Source organism: Streptomyces nitrosporeus (genome assembly GCF_008704555.1).
In the GTDB taxonomy this organism is placed as follows: Bacteria; Actinomycetota; Actinomycetes; order Streptomycetales; family Streptomycetaceae; genus Streptomyces; species Streptomyces nitrosporeus.
In genome coordinates, this window is record NZ_CP023702.1 from 4,990,120 (window position 1) to 5,009,191 (window position 19,072).

Sequence of the window (19,072 nt, forward strand, 5' to 3'; positions counted from 1 at the left end):
CGGTCCGACCCCGGCCGTCCCGTACGGCCTGTACCTGACCACAGGCCGTACGGGTACCGGGGTCCCCCGCTCTTCCCGTCCACGTTCGTCAATCCATGGGAGCGCTCCCGCATGACTGCAGTACGATCCGACGCAACCCCCCACCAGGCGCCCGAGGCAACGAACTTCCCCACGGGCTTCATCTGGGGGGCGGCCACCGCCTCCTACCAGGTGGAGGGTGCCGCCGCCGAGGACGGCCGTACGCCGTCCATCTGGGACACCTTCAGCCGCACCCCCGGCAAGGTCCGCAACGGCGACACCGGCGACATCGCCGCCGACCACTACCACCGCTACCGCGACGACGTCGCCCTGATGAAGGAACTCGGCCTCAAGGCCTACCGGTTCTCCATCTCCTGGTCGCGGGTCCAGCCCACCGGGCGCGGCCCCGCCGTCGAACGCGGCCTGGACTTCTACCGCAAGCTGGTCGACGAGCTGCTCGACGCGGGCATCATGCCCGTCGCGACCCTCTACCACTGGGACCTCCCCCAGGAGCTGGAGGACGCCGGCGGCTGGCCCGAGCGCGCCACCGCGGACCGTTTCGCCGACTACGCGGCGATCGTCTCCGGTGCGCTCGGCGACCGCGTCGGCATGTGGACCACCCTCAACGAGCCGTGGTGCTCGGCCTATCTCGGATACGGCTCCGGCGTGCACGCGCCCGGACGCACCGAGCCCGCAGCCGCGCTGCAGGCGGCCCATCACCTCAATCTCGCCCATGGCCGGGCGATCGAGGTTCTGCGCGCCCAACTCCCCGCTGCTGCGCAGACCTCGGTCACCCTCAATCTCCACCAGGTCCGCCCGCTCACCGACAGCCCCGCCGACGTCGACGCCGCCCGCCGCATCGACGCCGTGGGCAACCGCGTCTTCACCGGTCCGATGCTCCGCGGTGAGTACCCCGAGGACCTGATCGCCGACACCTCGCACCTGGTGGACTGGTCGAAGCTGGTCAAGGACGGCGACCTCGCCGCCATCTCCCGCCCGGTGGACGCGCTCGGCATCAACTACTACACGCCGACGCTCGTCTCCGACCCCGTCGAGGGGGCCGACTACGCGCGCAGCGACGCCCACGGCGCCAGCGACCACTCGCCGTGGCCCGGCTCCGAGCACATCGCCTTCCACCTCGCCGAGGGGAAGGAGCGCACCGCGATGGACTGGTCGATCGACCCCAACGGGCTCTACAACCTGCTCATGGACGTCCACCGCGACCACCCCGGCCTGCCGCTGATGGTCACCGAGAACGGTGCCGCCTTCGACGACTACGTCTCGCCCGAGGGCAAGGTCCAGGACCCCGAGCGCATCGCGTACCTGCACGGCCACCTCGACGCCGTACAGCGCGCCATCGCCGACGGCGCGGACGTCCGCGGCTACTTCCTGTGGTCGCTGATGGACAACTTCGAGTGGGCGTACGGCTACTCGAAGCGCTTCGGCGCGGTGTACGTGGACTACGCGTCGCAGCGCCGCATCCCCAAGGAGAGCGCCCACTGGTACGCGGACGTCATCCGCCGCCACGGCCTCCCGCAGGGCGGGGCCGTCTGACCGGAGAAGGAACCGGGGCCGCCTTGTCGGGGACGACGGGCGGCCCCGGGCGAGCGGGACCCGGTCGGGGGGCCGGGTCCCGCTTTTCCGTTCCCGCTCCTCCGCGTCGGCTCCTCCGCGTTCGCTTCTTCGCGCCTGCTTCCCCGCTCCCGCTTCCCCGCTCCCGCTTCTCCGCTTCCGCTTCTCCGCTTCCGCTTTTCCGTGCCCGCCTTACGTGTTCGTCATCCGGACACCGTAGTCTTGGGAGCGCTCCCAAGCGGGGTGGCGCTGCGGCGGGGCCGGTCGGGTCGCACCAGCGTCCAGGCATCGGACAAGCGGGACTTGGCTTGGGTAACCGGCTATGAGAAATTGACCGCGAACGGGAGGCAGCCATGGCGGCAGCGCGAGTACGGAGTGGCGGGCGGCCCACGCTCGAAGAAGTAGCGGCACGGGCCGGAGTGGGGCGTGGCACGGCCTCACGCGTCATCAACGGCTCGCCGCGTGTCAGTGCGCAGACCCGTGAGGCGGTGGAGGCGGCCGTCGCCGAGCTGGGGTACGTACCCAACCGGGCGGCTCGCGCGCTCGCGGGCAACCGCACGGACGCGATCGCCCTGGTCGTCCCCGAGTCGGAGACCCGGTTCTTCTCCGAGCCCTACTTCTCCGACATCGTGCGCGGCGTCGGAGCGGCCTTCGCCGACACGGAGATGCAGCTGCTGCTGACCCTCGCGGGCAACGACCGCGAGCGCCGCCGGCTGGCCCAGTACCTGACGGCGCACCGCGTCGACGGGGTGCTGCTGGTCTCCGTGCACGCCGACGACCCGCTGCCGGACCTGCTCGAACAGCTGGGCATGCCCTCCGTGATCAGCGGCCGGCGGCACGCGGCGGAGACCCTGGCCTCCGTCGACTCCGACAACTTCGAGGGTGCCCGCGCCGCCGTCGACCACTTCATCAGCCGGGGCCGTCGCACCATCGCCACCATCACCGGCCGCCTGGACGTCTACGGCGCCCAGCGCCGCCTCGACGGCTACCGCAAGGCGATCGCCTCGGCCGGCCTCGACCCGGACGAACGCCTCATCGCCCCGGCCGACTTCAGCGAGGAGGGCGGGGCGGCCGCCATGCGCGAGCTGCTGGCCCGGCGCCCGGACGTGGACGCGGTGTTCGCCGCCTCCGACGTCATGGCGGCGGGTGCCCGCCAGGTGCTGCGTGAATCGGGCCGGCGCATCCCGGACGACGTGGCGCTGATCGGCTTCGACGACTCGGCGGTGGCCCGCCACATGGACCCCCCGCTGACCAGCGTCCGGCAGCCGATCGAGGAAATGGGCCGTGTGATGGCCGGAGTCCTCCTCCAGGAGATCGCCGGCCGCCACGAGGGCCGCTCCGGGGAGCGCCCGCGCATCGTGCTGCCCACGGAGCTGGTGGTACGCGAGTCGTCCTGAGCGTGGAACCCCTCCCGGGCGGGTGCGGGCCGCGTTCTACGCGCCTCAACCCGCCTTCCGGGGAGGGGGCTTAGGGCTTTTGGGGCCGGGGCAGGGGCCCGTGTGCGGGCGGACGCGGGGCGCCGGCGGGTGCCAGGCGGTGCTGTCCGGGGCCGTCCGGCTCGTCGTGGTCCACCGGTGCATCCCGTACCCCCTGCCTCCTGTGTCTCGCGCCGTGTGCGGCGCCGTGTGCCGGGAGGCTTCGGGGGTGGTGGCCGGGCAACTCGGACGGGCCGTTGTATTGACAGTACGCCGTCATGTCGGTGTGATGAATGGGAGCGCTCCCACTGCTGAACTGCCCCTATGGTTCCCCCTCCGAGGAGACGCACATGCCGATTCCCTCCCCGCGATTACCGCGCAGAGCCTGGACAGCGGCCGGGGCCGCTCTCGCGCTGGCCCTGTCCCTCTTCGCCGCGGTGCCCGCCAGTGGCTCCGGTACGGCGGCCGGTTGCCAGGTCGACTACACCGTCAACGAATGGTCCGGCGGTTACACCGCCCAGGTGCGTGTCACCAACACCGGTCCCGCGCTCAGCGGCTGGCGGCTGACGTGGACGTACGGCGGCGACCAGCAGGTCACCTCCGCCTGGAACGCGACCGTCACGCAGACCGGCCGTTCCGTGTCCGCCGTCAACACGGACTGGAACGGAGCGCTGGCGGACGGCGGCACCGCCGACTTCGGTCTCCAGGGGACCTGGCGGACGGCCGACCCGGCGCCCACCGACTTCGCCCTCAACGGCGTGTCCTGCGGCGGTGACGGGACTTCACCCCCGACCACCCCGCCCCCGACCACCCCGCCCCCGACCACCCCGCCCCGACCACCCCGCCTCCCACCGCGGAGTGCGGCGACGCCGCCGTCTGCGAGGACTTCGAGGACCAGACCGGCCCGGCCCCCGCCGGGGACTGGAAGTTCACCGCCCCCGACTGCCAGGGCACGGGCACGGCCGCCGTCGACACGCAGATCGCGCACAGCGGTACACGGTCGCTGCGGCTGGACGGACGGGCCGGTTACTGCAACCACGCCTTCGTGGCCACCACCGCGGACCTGTCGACGGTCGGCCCGGTGCTGCACGTCCGTATGTGGGTCCGGCACACCACCGCGCTCCCGGCCGCGCACGTCACCTTCGTGTCGATGCCGGACAGTTCCCAGGGCGGCAAGGCGCTGCGGATCGGCGGACAGAACGGCGCCCTGCAGTGGAACCGGGAGAGCGACGACGCCACGCTCCCGGCACAGAGCCCGACCGGGGTGGGACTGAGCAGGCCGCTGCCGACGGACAGCTGGCAGTGCCTGCGGTTCGCGGTCGACACCTCGGCACCCGGACTCGACACCTGGCTGAACGACGAGCAGGTACCGGGGCTGCACGCCGACGGCGTACCGACGCAGGACATCGACCAGCAGTGGCTCTCCAGGACCACCCCGCCCAGGCCCACCGCCCTGCGGCTGGGCTGGGAGAGCTACGGAACCGGCGACGACACCCTGTGGTTCGACGACGTGGTCGTCGGCTCCTCACCGGTCGGCTGCTGACGGCCTGCCGGAGAGCGGGGGAGCACCGACGAGGCGGGCCGGCACCGGCCCCGCGGGAGCGGGGGCCGTCAGCCCGCCCGTGCCGGCGGGGGGCGAGGGGACGGGTACTCCGCCCCCTCGCCCCAGGGCTTCCTGCCCCTTCCGCTTCCGGTACGCGGTCCGGACGATTCGGCGACACGGTCAGGAGCCGCCCCCCGAGCGTTTCGCCGTCTCCCCTCATCCGTCGTGGACCGCCACCATGCGGTAGGACTTGAAGACGAAGGTGAGGGTGCTGCCGGGGGAGACCGGATTGGCGAGGAGGGCGCAGCTGGTGTCGGTGTAGAGGATGGCTGTGGCGTCGGTCTGGTTGCTGACGCTCGTGCCCAGGATGGACACGAGCTGGCAGGTGTCGAGGGTCGGGTTGACGGCCTGCTGGCTGCCGCCGAGGAGGTCGGTGTAGTAGAAGGTGCCGTTGGCCTGTGCGCTGGTCGTGGCGAACGCCTGTCCGGTGAGAAGCGCCGTGGCGGCCAAGGCCGCCGCTGCGGCCGTGACTCCGCCTCGTCTGGTGAGCATGGAGAACCTCTCTCATGGGTTGCGGACCGGAGGCGGCCGCCTCCCGGGTCGCTGATGCCGGAGCGGACGCGGGCATCTCACGGGGCGGGGCCTCGCAGGTCTCGGTGGGGTGGCGGACGCCTCGTATCCGTACTTCCCGTACAGCCGGAGCCGGGTGGCGCGGTGCGCGAGGAGCGGTGGACCGGTGGCGGCCGCCATGGATCTGTCCTTCACGGGCCGGACGGACCGGTGGCCTTTGGTGCGACCGACCCCGAGCCGGCCGCCGTGCCGCCCTGCGGACACGGCCGTGCCGACGGATCCCTGGATGGTGGAGAGCCCCCTGCCGGGAGCTGACACCAGCGAGACTGCGCCTCTTCGTCAGGCACGTACATAGCTCAGCCGGGGGGCTCGCACTCTCCTCCCGGGCGTACGCGCCCCATGCGGTCCCACACGCACACGTGTGAAGCCGGAGCGGACCGCCGTCCCGGGCGTTCGGCCGCCGGCCGGACAGGGCACCCGGCACCGCTGAATGCTGTGCCGTGGGCTCCCAGCAGGCGCTTCAGGTGTCCTGAGGTGGCCCGAAGGGGCCCGCCCCGGCCGGGGAGCCGCCGGCGCCGGTTCGTGGGCCGCCCCCGCGAGGCCGCACGGCCCACGGGCGCGCCCTGCGCGCTCCTGTGGACGCCGCTACGGCCCCCGCCTGCGGAGTACGCGGGCCTCTCGCGGCTGGAGCGCTGACGTCGGTACGTACAGGGCCACTTCACACGGGGCGCACTCCAGAAGGAGGGGCGCACACACCCTCCATCAGGGCTATGGCCCTCAGGCCGCGCACCGAAAGCAGATCTTGGGCTGTGAATGATCACGGTCCACGGGGCGGGAGCCGCCGGTCCGGCCCCGGCACGAGAAGGACCGGGCTTCCCACGGACACTTTCGGTACGCGCCCTGGACCCCGACAGGCGGAGGGCATCTGCGCCGGGCCGGCGCACAGGTGCCGGACCGGGACACCCTCGCGGCCCTGCCGCTCCGCCACGAGGACGACGAAGAAGCCCCTGATCAGCGTTTCCGCAGATCAGGGGCTTCCCCAGAGAGGGTGAGTAACGGGACTTGAACCCGCGACATCCTGGACCACAACCAGGTGCTCTACCAGCTGAGCTATACCCACCATGTCGTCCGGTCGTTTCCGACCGGCCGAGAAAAAGTGTACAGGGTCTGGGAGGGTGCTCGCGCACCTGTTTCCCCAGGGCCCGGCCACGGCGCCGGAAAGGGCCGTGACCAGGCAGGACGTGCTACTTCCCGGAAGGCCGCGACACGCGTGCCGCGATCTCCTTGGCGCGGGCCGAGTCCGGGCCGGGCTGCGGGACGAAGACCGCCTCCCGGTAGTACCGCAGCTCCGTGATGGAGTCACGGATGTCCGCGAGGGCCCGGTGGTTGCCGTTCTTGTCCGGACTGTTGAAGTACGCCCTCGGGTACCAGCGGCGCGCCAGCTCCTTGACCGAGGACACATCGACGATCCGGTAGTGGAGGTACCCCTCCAGCGACGGCATGTCCCGCGACAGGAAGCCGCGGTCGGTGCCGACCGAGTTCCCGCACAGCGGGGCCTTGCCCGGCTCCTTCACGTGCTCGCGCACATACGCCAGGACCTGCTCCTCGGCGTCCGCCAGGGTCGTGCCCCCGGCGAGCTCGTCGAGGAGGCCCGAGGCGGTGTGCATCTGCCGCACCACCTCGGGCATGGTCTCCAGGGACGCGTCCGGCGGGCGGATCACGATGTCCACCCCGTCACCGAGCACGTTCAGTTCCGAGTCGGTGACCAGTGCGGCCACCTCGATGAGTGCGTCGTCCGTCAGCGAGAGCCCGGTCATCTCGCAGTCGATCCACACCATGCGGTCGTTCATACGCCCCACCCTACGGGGCGCTCCGCTGTCCCGGCAGAGCCGGGCGACCGGCACCGTACGGCTCGGAGACGGGCTTCGGGGCCTGCCCCGGACCCCCGGACGGTGCGGAGGCCGTGATCCCCGCCAGTCCCTGGGAGGCGGCCGCCATCGGCGCCCTGCGGCCCGTGGCGGTGCCCTGTACGGGGACCGCCGTGGACTCCAGCACCGCGGTGACGCCCTCCGGCATCCCGCCCTGCGGGCGCCGGGCCCGGTAGACCGCCCGGTACGCGGCGGGGGAGGAGCCCAGCTGGCGGCGGAAGTGCCCGCGCAGCGCGACCGGCGAGCGGAACCCGCAGCGGCCGGCCACCTCGTCGACCGAGTAGTCGGAGGTCTCCAGCAGCCGCTGTGCCTGGAGCACCCGCTGGGTGATCAGCCACTGCAACGGCGCGCTGCCCGTCAGCGAACGGAACCTCCGGTCGAAGGTCCGCCTGCTCATGTAGGCACGCGCGGCCAGAGTCTCCACGTCGAACTGCTCGTGGAGGTGCTCCAGCGCCCAGGCCACGACCTCGGCGAGCGGGTCGGAGCCGATCTCCTCCGGTAAAGACCTGTCCAGGTAGCGCTCCTGACCACCGCTGCGGCGCGGCGGCACGACCAGCCTGCGGGCCAGGGCCCCGGCCGCTTCCGTGCCATGGTCGGTACGGACTATATGGAGGCACAGGTCGATTCCGGCCGCCGTCCCGGCCGAGGTGAGCACGTCGCCGTCGTCGACGAACAGCTCACGCGGATCGACGGATAGCGCTTGGCGAGCGTCGGCGCGTACATCCAGTGCGTGGTCGCCGGACGCCCGTCCAGCAGGCCGGCGGCCGCCAGTACGAAGGCGCCCGTGCAGAGGCCGACGATCCGCGCGCCCTCCTCGTGGGCGCGGCGCAGGGCGTCCAGCGCCTCGGCCGGCGGCGGCGAGGTGATGGACCGCCAGGCGGGCACCACCACGGTGCCGGCCCTGCTGATCGCCTCCAGGCCGTACGGCGTGGTCAGTTCGAGGCCGCCGGTGGTGCGCAGCGGTCCGTCCTCCCCGCCGCAGACCAGCAGCCGGTAGCGCGGAACTCCCGCGTCCTGGCGGTCGATTCCGAAAACGGAGAGCGGGATGGAGCTCTCGAAGATAGGGCCACCGCTGAACAGCAGCACGGCTACCACCTCCCGGCGTCGCCGGCCGGTCAGTTTCCGTGCAGCCTCCATCACGGTGGCGGAGTCCTGGCTCATGACGCTAAGCCCCCCTCGGTGTTCGCGTCTCCCTGATCCCTACGGGCCTGTCGCACCTGCACGTTTCCCCTCGGTCTCGCACGCGTCCCCAGTCCTCGGTACCCAAGATCGAAATCTACTGCGTTCCGCGGTGCCGGCGTGACACCTTCCCCCACGGCCGCTATGTCGACAAGGCCACTTGGCGCGAAGCATTCGATCACGAAGCGTTCCACCCGCGCGGCCCCCAGGGAAGAGCGCTAGATGATCATGGCGTGTCTCCATCGGTTCAAAGCGTACCGCGCGGTCTATTCCTGCCTGCCCGCACGTGGGTTGGTCGGCCATGACGCCAGGAATCAGAAGGGTCGGTGAAGTTGGCTGAAAACGAGCGGTTGCGTGCGCGGATTCCGGCCATGTGACCGGCGCACGACCTTGGGGGGTGAGAGCTTCAGTGCGCCCCTGCGTTCCCCTGGGCCCGGTATGTCTGCGCGGCGTGGACGAAGCGGAGTCGGACGATGGCGCGTTGTGACAGCCCCCGTGTTCCCCCGCGAAAGGCATTCAGCCGTGAGAACGGTGCCATGATCCCGGTCCGGGCCCCGGTTCGGCTCCGGGCCGGCGGCGGGAACCGGTCTCCGGACGGGTTTCCGGGATGATCGTCCGGTCGGGTTGTCCGTCCGCGGGGCCGTCCCGGCGACGTGATCCGGTCGGCCCGGCCGCCACGGTCCCCGAAACCGCCGGAGGGGCCGGCGGGCCCGGACGGAACGGTTCTTCACGCGGTGGGGGAGAGGGTCCGCGGCCGGGCGGCCGGACCCGAGCCGGATGTACGGCACAACCGGCATTGCCATACGGGGCTCTCTCCGGCATGCTCCCTGCAATGCCGCATGCGCTTCGCGAGGGATGGGCAGTGAAGGAGTGGCGCCGTACCCTTGGGGGTAAGGGGTGGGGAAGACGATTCCCGGACACAGCTTCACCGCACAGCGACACCTCCGAACCGCTCCCTCCTCACGAGGACTCTCTTCGCCGAGACATCGATGGCCGGTCACGAAATCCCTGAACCCGCAGACCGCAAGCAGGTAGCCGACCCCTGGTCGGAGCCCCAGCCGGTCAAAGAGTCGCGCCCGTCCTGCGATCCGGCCTTCCGGCACGGAGTCGTGGTCGGCTTCGACGGCTCCACCTCCAGTGAACGAGCTCTCGCCTACGCCATCGGAATGGCCAGCAGGCTGAGTTCCGGGCTGATCATCGTCCATGTCGCCAACCGGTTGCCCACCACCGTCTGGGCGGGCTGCGAGCCGCCCGTCTTCGTGGACGTGCCCGACCACCGCACCGAGGTGCTCGGGCTGGAGCTGGCCTGCGCGGACTACCTCTCCGAGGTGCCGTGGGTGCTCGTCGAGCGCGGCGGGGACATCTGCCACGAGCTGGAGGAGGTCGGCCGGGAGTACTCGGCGGACGCGATCGTCGTCGGCTCCACACACGGCATCGTGGGGCGCATCTTCGGATCGGTGGCCGGACGCCTCGCCCGGCGCGCCCAGCGCCCGGTCATCGTCATCCCCTGACGGCCCGTCAACACGGCCTGGAAGCCCTGCTGGTGCCCCTGGACGGGCCATCACGCCTTCCCGGCCTGAGGGCCTCACGGGCCTTATGGGAGCTTGGAGGGGCGGCCCCCGCGTCCGCGGTGCCCGTGGCGCGGTGACCGTGGACGCGGGGGCCGCCCCTCTCTTCGTGTGCGGGGCCGTGGGCTACTCGACGGTGACCGACTTCGCCAGGTTGCGCGGCTTGTCGATGTCCCGGCCCATGGCCAGCGCCGTGTGGTAGGCGAGCAGCTGGAGCGGGATGCCCATCAGGATCGGGTCCAGCTCGTTCTCGTTCTTCGGTACGACGATGGTGTGGTCGGCCTTCTCCTGCTCGCGGTGGGCCACGGCGAGGATCCGGCCGCTGCGTGCCTTGATCTCCTCCAGCGCCGCGCGGTTCTTCTCCAGCAGGTCGTCGTCGGGGACGATCGCGACCGTCGGCAGGGCGGGCTCGATCAGGGCCAGCGGGCCGTGCTTCAGCTCCGAGGCGGGGTAGGCCTCGGCGTGGATGTACGAGATCTCCTTGAGCTTCAGCGAGGCCTCCAGCGCGACGGGGTAACCCCGGACCCGGCCGATGAACATCATCGACTGGGCGCCCGCGTACTCCTCGGCCAGCTTCTTGATCTCGTCCTCGGACTCCAGGATCCGGCCGATCTGCTCGGGCAGCTTGCGCAGCCCCTCGATGATCCGCTTGCCGTCGGCGACCGACAGGTCGCGGATGCGGCCCAGGTGCAGGGCGAGCAGCGCGAAGGCGACGACGGTGTTGGTGAAGCACTTGGTGGAGACGACGCAGACCTCGGGCCCGGCGTGGACGTACATCCCGCCGTCCGCCTCGCGGGCGATCGCCGAGCCGACGACGTTCACGACGCCCAGGACGCGGGCGCCCTTGCGCTTGAGCTCCTGCACGGCGGCCAGCACGTCGTAGGTCTCGCCGGACTGCGAGACGGCGACGTACAGCGTGTCCGGGTCCACGACGGGGTTGCGGTAGCGGAACTCGGAGGCGGGCTCGGCGTCCGCGGGGATGCGGGCCAGCTCCTCGATGAGGCCGGCGCCGATCAGCCCCGCGTGGTAGGAGGTGCCGCAGCCGAGGATCTTGATCCGGCGGACCCCGCGGGCCTCGCGGGCGTCCAGGTTGAGGCCGCCCAGGTGGACGGTGGAGAACCGGTCGTCGATCCGGCCGCGCAGCACCCGGTCCACGGCGTCGGCCTGCTCGGAGATCTCCTTGTGCATGTACGTGTCGTGGCCGCCCATGTCGTACGACTCGGCCTCCCACTCCACCGTGGTCGGCGTGGCCGTCGTGGTCGAGCCCTCGGTGGTGTACGTACGGAAGTCGTCGGCCTTGAGGGTGGCCATCTCGCCGTCGTCCAGGGTGACGATCTGGCGGGTGTGCGCGACCAGCGCCGCCACGTCGGAGGCGACGAACATCTCCTTCTCGCCGATGCCCAGGACCACCGGGGAGCCGTTGCGGGCGACGACGATGCGGTCGTTGAAGTCGGCGTGCAGCACGGCGATGCCGTACGTGCCCTCGACGACCTTCAGCGCCTCGCGGACCTTCTCCTCCAGGGTCGCGGACTGCGCCCGGGCGATCAGGTGGACGAGCACCTCGGTGTCGGTCTCGGAGAGGAAGACGACGCCGTCCGCGACCAGCTTCGCGCGGAGCTCGGAGGCGTTGTCGATGATGCCGTTGTGGACGACGGCGACCTTGTTCTCCGTGTCCAGGTGCGGGTGGGCGTTCTCGTCGCTCGGGGCGCCGTGTGTGGCCCAGCGGGTGTGGGCGATGCCGGTGGTGCCGGCGAACCGCTTGGGCACCCGGGCCTCCAGGTCGCGGACCCGGCCCTTGGCCTTGACCGTCTTGAGGGTGCCCGGCCTGCCCGCCGCGGCCTTGCCGGTGATGACGATGCCCGCCGAGTCGTAACCGCGGTACTCCAGCCGCTGCAGGCCCTCCAGCAGCAGCGGAGCCACATCACGCCTGCCGATGTATCCGACGATCCCGCACATAGAGTCTCTGCCCCTTCGACGATGTCACTTCTTCTCCCGCGCTCCGGCCCGCACAGGCCGTTCAGCCGTAGACGATGCGGCGCAGCTGGCGGAGCGAGAGCTCCTGCGGCGCCACCGCGCGGTGCGGCAGCTCGGCCGCGATCCGCTCGAAGATCTCCGTGTTCACCAGGCCGCCGGACTGCAGTTCGCGGTGGCGGCGCCGGACGAAGGCCTCCGTCGTCTCGTTGAAGTACGCCAGCACGTCGAGGACCACCCTGGAGGCTTCCCCGCGCTGGAGCGAGGTGGAGCGTACGAGGTGATCGATCAGGTCGTCATAGGACGGGCGGCGTTCGAGCACCCGTCGATATTGCTCGGAGCGGACGACTTTCGCAAGAAATCTGCCCGATATCGGGCAGGAGTCGCCCGTATTTCATCGTGATCATGCTCAGAGGCGTTTCAGTACGGCCTGCTTGGCGGTGGTGAACTCCTCGTCGGTGAGGATGCCCGCCTCGCGCAGCTCGCCGAGCTCCCTGAGTCTGCGCAGCAGTGCGTCGTGGTCGTCGGCGGCCGAAGCGGCGGCGGGCGCGGGAGAGGCCGCGGCGGGGGCCGGCTCCGGCGCGGCGCCGAGGGCGGCGGGGGCGGCGGGGGCGGTGGGGGCGGTGGGGGCGGTGGGCTGCTCGGGCATCCGTACGAGGACGGCGGCGGCGACCAGCACCGCGGTCCACTCCCGCTTGGAGAGCCCCCACAGATCCAGGGAGTACGGGTCGAACTTCGGCGGGGCGGAGGAGACCGTGCCGAACCGGTCGAAGCGCAGGGAGCCGTTCTCCAGCCCGATGGAGGGCACCCAGCGGACCCCGGACACCTCGGTGACGGGGAACGAGACGGCGCCGCCCGCGGTCTTGGAATCCTCCGCCTTCCAGTTCCACACGAGGCGGATCGTTTCCCCGTCGAAGGAGGCGGTGCCGTCCCCGCCGCCCCCGGAGACCGGCACCGACGGGCCCGGCAGCAGATAGCCCTCCACCGGCCCGTCGGGGACCTGCTCGATCAGCAGGGCGTTCCGGATCTCGTCGACGAGGTACTCGGCCACACCGGTGCGGTCCTTCTCGACCAGCAGCTGATACGGATCGGACGCGTCCTTCAGCCGCCCGTCCGCGGCCCGCAGCACCGGGCACGCGCCCGCCCGCAGCCGCAGCCGGAGGCGGCCGCCCTTGCGGTCCGGCTCGAAGGAGGCCCCGGCCACCGCGCGCAGCGGGACGGCGATCTCGCCGAGCTGCTGCCGCACCGGGTGCACCTTGCTTCCGGGGACGACGCGAAGGGTGTCCCCGTCGAAGCTCCACGTTCCGTCACGCGTGATGATGTCCGCCATACGGCGGATTCTGCCAGCCCCTCCGGTACGGGCGGGGCGGGTCGCCGATGCCGGGCGGGGCGGGCCGCCCAGGCCGGGCGGCGGTGGGTCGCGGGCCGGGCTGCGGCGGTCGTCGGCCGGGCCCGGCACCCGACACGGCCGACCGGTCGTACGTAACCGACTGAACGGTTTGGTTGAACCACGTACGGCTGGTGTCTCCCGGCCGCCCCGGCCGGTTCCACCGCCTTCCGTGGCGCGATGCACCGGGGCCGTCCGGGGCGCCGGGGACGGGAGAGCCCCGGTGCGGGGAGGGGTGCGGTGCGGGGAGGGTCCCGGTACGGCGGCGGCCCCGCCCCCGAGTCGCACGGAGCGTGACTCGGGGACGGGGCCGCCGCAGGAGAGACCGGGCGCTCAGCTGACCTTCTTCGCCTTCTCGATGGCCTCGGCAAGGTCTTCCAGGATCGGGGCGCACTTGTCGTAGGAGTAGATGGGCTCCGTCGTACGCGGGACGACCTGGCCGGCCTTGACCGCGGGCAGCTGGGCCCAGGTCGGCTTGGAGGTCAGGGCGTCGGGCTGGAGGGCCGAGGAACGGTTGTCCATCATGATGATGTCCGCGTCGTACTTGTCGACGTTCTCCCAGCTCAGCTCCTCGAAGAAACCGGCCTCGTTGACCTTCGGCTCGACGAACCGCACGCCGAGCTCCTGGAAGTAGAGGGTGTCGGCCGACATCTTGGCGAGCGAGACGTAGAAGAGGTCCTGGCTGGCGGAGCCGACCATGACCTTGATGTTCGGCTGGGACTTCGCGGCGGCGCGCAGCCGGGCGGCGGCCTTCTCGAAGCGGGCCTTGGCGTCCGTGACCTTCTTGGCCTCGACGTCCGCGCCCAGGGAGGCCGCGAGGTCCTCGTGGCGCTGGATCGCCTTGGGCACGGTGGTCTCGGCCGCCCACAGGGCCACACTGGGGGCCAGCTGGAGGATCTTGTCCTTGGACTGGTCCGGCACGTACCACAGGGCGTCCTTCTCCCACATGGCGGTGACGAGCAGCTCCGGGGCGAGCGAGGTGTACTTCTCGACGTTGAACTCGCCCCAGACGTTGCCCAGCACCTCGACCTTGTCGATGTCGAGGTCGCCGGCCTGCACGTCCGGCTTGCCGTCGGCGGTCTTCGTCGGTCCGAAGACGCCCTTCACCTCGACGCCGTAGTCGTGGAGCGCGGCGGCGACGCCGATGAACGCCACGATGTTCTTCGGGACCGAGTCGGCCTCGGCGGTCCGGCCGCGGTCGTCCTCGAAGCTCCACGGGCCCGACTTCGCCGTACCCGAACCGGACTCCGTGGAGGAGTCGCCGCCGCCGTCACCGCAGGCGGCGAGCACGGCGCCGAGACCGACGGCCCCGCCCGCGGCCAGCAGACCGCGACGGGAGAGGGAGGGTATCCGGACGTGGGGCATGTCAGTCTGCTTTCCTGCGGGTCATGGCGGGCCGCCAACGATTCGAAGGAAAGGTTAGCCTAACCTCACATTCCGGTCTCGCGTGGCTGGAAAGGGCCGCCCTTTCGTTACCGAGGGCGGCCCTTTCCGGGTGAGACCGAGCGGTTGAGCGGTTGAGCGGTTGAGCGGCTGTGTGGCTGTGCCGCCGTGCGGCCGGACTGCCGTGCGGTCACCGCTCACTGTTCACCGCTCACTGTTCACCGGCCCTCCGGCCCCCGGCCCTCAGCCGCCGGTCCTCGGTCAGGCGTTCATCCCCAGCTCGCGGGCGATCAGCATCCGCTGGACCTCGCTGGTGCCCTCACCGATTTCGAGGATCTTGGAGTCGCGCCACATCCGGGCCACCGGGTACTCGTTCATGAAGCCGTACCCGCCGTGGATCTGGGTCGCCTCACGCGCGTTGTCCACGGCCACCGTCGAGGAGTACAGCTTGGCGATCGCGGCCTCCTTCTTGAACGGCTCGCCCGCCACCAGACGGGACGCGGCGTCCCGCCAGCCGACCCGGGCCATGTGCGCCCGCATCTCCATGTCGGCGATCTTGAACTGGATCGCCTGGTTGGCGCCGATCGGCTTCCCGAAAGCGTGACGTTCCTTCGCGTACTTCACGGACTCGTCCACACAGCCCTGGGCGAGCCCGGTGGCCAGTGCGGAGATCGCCACCCGGCCCTCGTCCAGGATCCGCAGGAACTGCGCGTACCCCCGGCCCTCCTGGCCGAGCAGGTTGGCCGCGGGGACGCGGACGTCCGAGAAGGACAGCTCGCGGGTGTCCGAGGCGTTCCAGCCGACCTTGGAGTACGGGGCGGCGACGGTGAAGCCGGGGGTGCCGGAGGGGACGATGATCGAGGAGATGAGCGGGGCGCCGTTCTCCTTGCGGCCGGTCACGGCGGTGACCGTGACCAGCTCGGTGATGTCCGTGCCCGAGTTGGTGATGAAGCACTTGGAGCCGTTGATCACCCACTCGTCCGTCGCCTCGTCCAGTACCGCGGTGGTGCGCGTGCCGCCCGCGTCGGAACCGCCGTCCGGTTCGGTCAGCCCGAAAGCGCCGAGCGCCTCACCCGAGCAGAGCCTCGGCAGCCACCGCCGCTTCTGCTCCTCCGTGCCGAAGAGGTGGACCGGCATGGCGCCCAGCGAGACACCTGCCTCCAGGGTGATCGCCACGGACGAGTCGACCCGGGCCAGCTCCTCCAGGGCGATGCCCAGGGCGAGGTAGTCGCCGCCCATCCCGCCGTACTCCTCCGGGAAGGGCAGCCCGAACAGGCCCATCCGCCCCATCTCGGCCACGATCTCGTACGGGAACTCGTGGCGCTCGTAGAAGTCACCGATCTTCGGGGCGATCACCTCGTGGGCGAACTCCTCGACGGTACGGCGCAGTTCCTCGTGCTCGGCGGTCAGCCGGTGGTCCAGGGACATGGGAGGGATCACTCCTTGTGAGAGAGGGCGCGGACGGTACGGGACGGGCTCGGCCGGCCCAGTTGTTCGGCCATCCACACGCTCGTGGCGGTGAGTGCGCCGAGATCGACCCCGGTCTCGATGCCGAGGCCGTCGAGCATCCACACAAGGTCCTCGGTGGCGAGGTTCCCGGTGGCGCTCCTGGCGTACGGGCAGCCGCCGAGGCCGCCCGCCGAGGCGTCCACCGTCGTCACCCCCTGCTGGAGCGCGGCCAGGGTGTTGGAGAGCGCCTGGCCGTACGTGTCGTGGAAGTGGACCCCGACCGCGGCGGTGGGCACACCCGCCTCGGCCAGCGCGGCGAGCAGGGCCGCCACCTGGCCGGGGGTGGCCACACCGATCGTGTCCCCGAGGGACAGCTCGTCGCAGCCGAGGTCCATCAGGGCCTTCGCGACCCGGACCACCTGGCCGAGCGGCACGGCGCCCTCCCACGGGTCGCCGAAGCACATCGACAGGTAGCCGCGCACCGCGACCCCGTCCGCCCTGGCACGGGCGACGACCGGTTCGAACATGGCCAGCGACTCGTCCACGGTGCGGTTGAGGTTGCGGGCCGCGAACGTCTCCGTCGCCGAGCCGAACACCGCGATACGGCGGACACCCAGCGCCAGCGCCCGGTCCAGGCCGCGCTCGTTGGGCACCAGGACGGGGAGCTCGACGTCCCCGATGTCCGCGATGTCACCGAGCAGGGGGAACAGCCGCTCCGCGTCCGCGAGTTGGGGCACCCACTTCGGGTGCACGAAACTGGTCGCCTCGATCGTGCCCAGCCCCGCTTCGGCGAGCCTGCGGATGAACTGCGCCTTCACCTCGGTCGGGACGACGGTGGACTCGTTCTGCAGGCCGTCGCGGGCCCCGACCTCATGGATACGGACCCGGGCGGGCAGCCCGGACGCGGGCACGGTCATGGGCAGGGCGGTGCCGGGCGTGCCGGTCATGCTTCCTCCGCGACGGTGGCGTTGACGGTGTTGGGGCCGGCGGCGGGGTCCGGGCCGGTGCCGGTGGGCGCCGGGGTGACCACGGCCAGGACCTGGTCCATGGCAACCGTGGTGCCGGCGGTGACGTCCAGCTCGGTGACGGTCCCGGCGTGCGGGGCGGAGATGACGTGCTCCATCTTCATCGCCTCGACCACCAGCAGGCTCTGCCCCGCCGCCACCTCGTCCCCGACGGCCACCTTCACCACGGTGACCGTCCCGGGCATGGGCGCGGCGAGCGTGTCGGCACCCGCGTGGGCCGCCCCGCTCAGCGAGGCCTCCACCGGGTCGTGGTCCTGCACGTGCCAGGCGTCGCCGTCCCGGCCGATCCAGACGCCCTCGGGGGAGCGGGCCAGGCTGAAGGTGTGGGTGACGGCGTCGAGTTCGACCGTGACACGGCGCCCCGGCGCCCCGACCAGGCGGGCGGCCCCGGGTGCGGGGAGCGAAGGCACCGGGCCGCACGCGTCCGCCGGGTCCTCCCGCTCCCCCGGATACCCGAAGTCCAGCTCGGCCGCACCGTCCGCGCCGGCCCGGACGCCGATCCGCACCGGATCGTGCCCCGGCACCCGGAAGTGGTGGAAGGTCCGGGCGGGAGTGCCTCCGAGCCGCCAGCCGCTCGGCACCGAGAACGGGTCCACCCAGCCGGGAGCACCCCCGGTGGCCGCGTCCGGCCCGGGTGCGGCCACCGGGGACGGCTGCCGCAGCAGCGCCGCCGCCGCGTACACCTCTTCCGGCACACCGTCCGGCACCAGGCCGTCCGCCTCGCGCTCCACCAGGCCCGTGTCCAGGTCGCCCGCCACGACCGCCGGGTGGGCCAGCAGCCGGCGCAGGAACCCGGCGTTGGTCGGGACGCCCAGCACCACCGTGTCCGCGAGCGCCGCTCGCAGCCGGCGCAGCGCCGTCGCCCGGTCGGGGCCGTAGGCGATGACCTTCGACAGCATCGGGTCGTAGGCGCTGCCCACGGGCACGCCCTCGCTCAGCCCGGAGTCCGTCCGCACCCCGCCGCCCTGCGGCTCGTGCAGGGCGAGCACGGTGCCGCCCGACGGCAGGAAGCCGCGCGCCGGGTCCTCGGCGCAGACCCGGGCCTCCACGGCGTGCCCGGTGAGCGTGATGTCCGCCTGGGTGTGGGACAGCGGCTCGCCGGAGGCGACCCGCAGCTGCCACTCCACCAGGTCCAGGCCGGTGACCAGCTCGGTGACCGGGTGTTCCACCTGGAGGCGGGTGTTCATCTCCATGAAGTAGTACGAGGACGGGTCGCTGCCCGGGACGATGAACTCGACGGTGCCCGCGCCGACGTAACCGCAGGAACGGGCCGCCTGGACGGCGGCCTCGCCCATCGCCGCCCTGGTCCGCTCGTCGAGCAGCACCGAGGGGGCCTCCTCGATGATCTTCTGGTGGCGGCGCTGGAGCGAGCACTCCCGCTCGCCGAGGTGGACGACGTTCCCGTGGGCGTCGGCGAGCACCTGGATCTCGATGTGGCGCGGCCGGTCGATCCACCGCTCGACCAGCAGGGTGTCGTCACCGAAGGACGCGCGCGCCTCACGCCGGGCCGCCGCGATCTCGTCGCCGAGCAGCGCTTCGTCGCGCACCAGCCGCATGCCCTTGCCGCCGCCGCCCGCGGACGGCTTGAGCAGGACCGGTACGCCGATCTCCCGGGCGGCCCCGGCCAGCTGGGCGTCGGTCAGCCCGCTGCCCGACGATCCGGGGACCACCGGCACCCCGGCCGCCGCGACCGTCTCCTTGGCGCGGATCTTGTCGCCCATCAGGGAGATGGCCGAGGCGGGCGGGCCGATGAAGACCAGCCCCGCCTCCTCGCAGGCGCGGGCGAAGTGGGCGTTCTCGGCGAGGAAGCCGTATCCCGGATGGACGGCCTCGGCGCCCGTACGGCGGGCGGCGTCCAGGAGCCGCTCCACCGAGAGGTAGCTCCCGGCCGCGGCCGCCGGGCCGATACGGACGGCCGTGTCCGCCTCGCGCACATGGCGGGCGTCGGCGTCCGCGTCGCTGAAGACGGCGACCGACCGGATGCCGAGCTCCCGCAGGGTCCGGATGACCCGGACCGCGATCTCGCCACGGTTGGCGACCAGAACAGTGCTGAACATGCGGGTC

The 19,072-nt window shown here is 71.8% G+C and carries 12 protein-coding genes, 1 tRNA gene and 2 pseudogenes; 4 read left to right on the top strand and 11 right to left on the bottom strand.

The genetic code is table 11. The annotated features are described in order from the left end of the window. The first annotated feature begins 111 nt into the window (after positions 1–111). From CP967_RS22125 to CP967_RS22135, 3 genes and pseudogenes are all read left to right on the top strand, one after another. On the top strand, positions 112–1,572 hold the full coding sequence (locus CP967_RS22125; RefSeq protein WP_150489641.1) for a GH1 family beta-glucosidase: 1,461 nt from the start codon (positions 112–114) through the stop codon (positions 1,570–1,572). A gap of 371 nt (positions 1,573–1,943) precedes the next feature. Beyond that, entirely contained in the window at positions 1,944–2,987 is a 1,044-nt protein-coding gene (locus CP967_RS22130) for a LacI family DNA-binding transcriptional regulator (RefSeq protein WP_150489642.1), read from the top strand. Positions 2,988–3,355: 368 nt separating this feature from the next. Then, a pseudogene (locus CP967_RS22135) lies at positions 3,356–4,548 on the top strand (cellulose-binding domain-containing protein). 216 nt (positions 4,549–4,764) lie between these two features. On the opposite strand, the gene CP967_RS22140 reads toward CP967_RS22135, so the two are convergent. The 4 genes and pseudogenes from CP967_RS22140 to CP967_RS22155 form a co-directional block, all read right to left on the bottom strand. Beyond that, complete coding sequence (locus CP967_RS22140) at positions 4,765–5,100, bottom strand: hypothetical protein (protein WP_150489643.1); 336 nt, start codon at positions 5,098–5,100, stop codon at positions 4,765–4,767. Positions 5,101–6,165: 1,065 nt separating this feature from the next. Further along, a tRNA-His gene (locus CP967_RS22145) sits at positions 6,166–6,238 on the bottom strand. A gap of 124 nt (positions 6,239–6,362) precedes the next feature. Beyond that, positions 6,363–6,968: an oligoribonuclease gene (gene orn / locus CP967_RS22150; protein WP_150489644.1), complete on the bottom strand. Its 606-nt coding sequence runs from the start codon at positions 6,966–6,968 to the stop codon at positions 6,363–6,365. A 10-nt stretch (positions 6,969–6,978) separates the two neighbouring features. Continuing rightward, positions 6,979–8,207 (bottom strand): annotated as a pseudogene (locus tag CP967_RS22155) (helix-turn-helix domain-containing protein). Between the two features lie 1,007 nt (positions 8,208–9,214). On the opposite strand from CP967_RS22155, the gene CP967_RS22160 reads away from it, so the two are divergent. Further along, positions 9,215–9,736, top strand: coding sequence for a universal stress protein (locus tag CP967_RS22160; protein WP_150489645.1), 522 nt, complete (start codon positions 9,215–9,217; stop codon positions 9,734–9,736). A 183-nt stretch (positions 9,737–9,919) separates the two neighbouring features. Here the strand turns inward: CP967_RS22160 and glmS are convergent, their stop codons facing one another. The 7 genes from glmS to CP967_RS22195 form a co-directional block, all read right to left on the bottom strand. After that, entirely contained in the window at positions 9,920–11,749 is a 1,830-nt protein-coding gene (gene glmS / locus CP967_RS22165; RefSeq protein ID WP_150489646.1) for a glutamine--fructose-6-phosphate transaminase (isomerizing), read from the bottom strand. A 61-nt stretch (positions 11,750–11,810) separates the two neighbouring features. Next, positions 11,811–12,086 carry a hypothetical protein gene (locus CP967_RS22170; RefSeq protein WP_150489647.1) on the bottom strand — a complete coding sequence of 92 codons (276 nt, stop codon included), beginning with the start codon at positions 12,084–12,086 and terminating at the stop codon, positions 11,811–11,813. A gap of 87 nt (positions 12,087–12,173) precedes the next feature. Beyond that, positions 12,174–13,094, bottom strand: a complete 921-nt coding sequence (locus CP967_RS22175; RefSeq protein ID WP_150489648.1) for a DUF4429 domain-containing protein — start codon at positions 13,092–13,094, stop codon at positions 12,174–12,176. Positions 13,095–13,484: 390 nt separating this feature from the next. After that, positions 13,485–14,516 carry an ABC transporter substrate-binding protein gene (locus CP967_RS22180; protein ID WP_150489649.1) on the bottom strand — a complete coding sequence of 344 codons (1,032 nt, stop codon included), beginning with the start codon at positions 14,514–14,516 and terminating at the stop codon, positions 13,485–13,487. A 279-nt stretch (positions 14,517–14,795) separates the two neighbouring features. Beyond that, positions 14,796–15,962 (bottom strand): acyl-CoA dehydrogenase family protein, encoded by a 1,167-nt coding sequence (locus CP967_RS22185; protein WP_150489650.1) that lies wholly within the window; start codon positions 15,960–15,962, stop codon positions 14,796–14,798. An 8-nt stretch (positions 15,963–15,970) separates the two neighbouring features. Then, on the bottom strand, positions 15,971–16,900 hold the full coding sequence (locus CP967_RS22190) for a hydroxymethylglutaryl-CoA lyase (RefSeq protein WP_190175080.1): 930 nt from the start codon (positions 16,898–16,900) through the stop codon (positions 15,971–15,973). A gap of 26 nt (positions 16,901–16,926) precedes the next feature. Beyond that, positions 16,927–19,065, bottom strand: a complete 2,139-nt coding sequence (locus tag CP967_RS22195; RefSeq protein WP_229888356.1) for an acetyl-CoA carboxylase biotin carboxylase subunit — start codon at positions 19,063–19,065, stop codon at positions 16,927–16,929. Positions 19,066–19,072: the final 7 nt, after the last annotated feature.

Excerpts from the sequence above, each read along its gene's own strand:
- CP967_RS22175 (WP_150489648.1), bottom strand. The coding sequence starts at position 13,094 with ATGGCGGACATCATCACGCGTGACGGAACGTGGAGCTTCGACGGGGAC.
- CP967_RS22190 (WP_190175080.1), bottom strand. The coding sequence starts at position 16,900 with ATGACCGTGCCCGCGTCCGGGCTGCCCGCCCGGGTCCGTATCCATGAG.
- CP967_RS22185 (WP_150489650.1), bottom strand. The coding sequence starts at position 15,962 with ATGTCCCTGGACCACCGGCTGACCGCCGAGCACGAGGAACTGCGCCGT.
- CP967_RS22130 (WP_150489642.1), top strand. The coding sequence starts at position 1,944 with ATGGCGGCAGCGCGAGTACGGAGTGGCGGGCGGCCCACGCTCGAAGAA.
- glmS (WP_150489646.1), bottom strand. The coding sequence starts at position 11,749 with ATGTGCGGGATCGTCGGATACATCGGCAGGCGTGATGTGGCTCCGCTG.
- CP967_RS22140 (WP_150489643.1), bottom strand. The coding sequence starts at position 5,100 with ATGCTCACCAGACGAGGCGGAGTCACGGCCGCAGCGGCGGCCTTGGCC.
- CP967_RS22160 (WP_150489645.1), top strand. The coding sequence starts at position 9,215 with ATGGCCGGTCACGAAATCCCTGAACCCGCAGACCGCAAGCAGGTAGCC.
- CP967_RS22125 (WP_150489641.1), top strand. The coding sequence starts at position 112 with ATGACTGCAGTACGATCCGACGCAACCCCCCACCAGGCGCCCGAGGCA.
- CP967_RS22180 (WP_150489649.1), bottom strand. The coding sequence starts at position 14,516 with ATGCCCCACGTCCGGATACCCTCCCTCTCCCGTCGCGGTCTGCTGGCC.
- orn (WP_150489644.1), bottom strand. The coding sequence starts at position 6,968 with ATGAACGACCGCATGGTGTGGATCGACTGCGAGATGACCGGGCTCTCG.
- CP967_RS22195 (WP_229888356.1), bottom strand. The coding sequence starts at position 19,065 with ATGTTCAGCACTGTTCTGGTCGCCAACCGTGGCGAGATCGCGGTCCGG.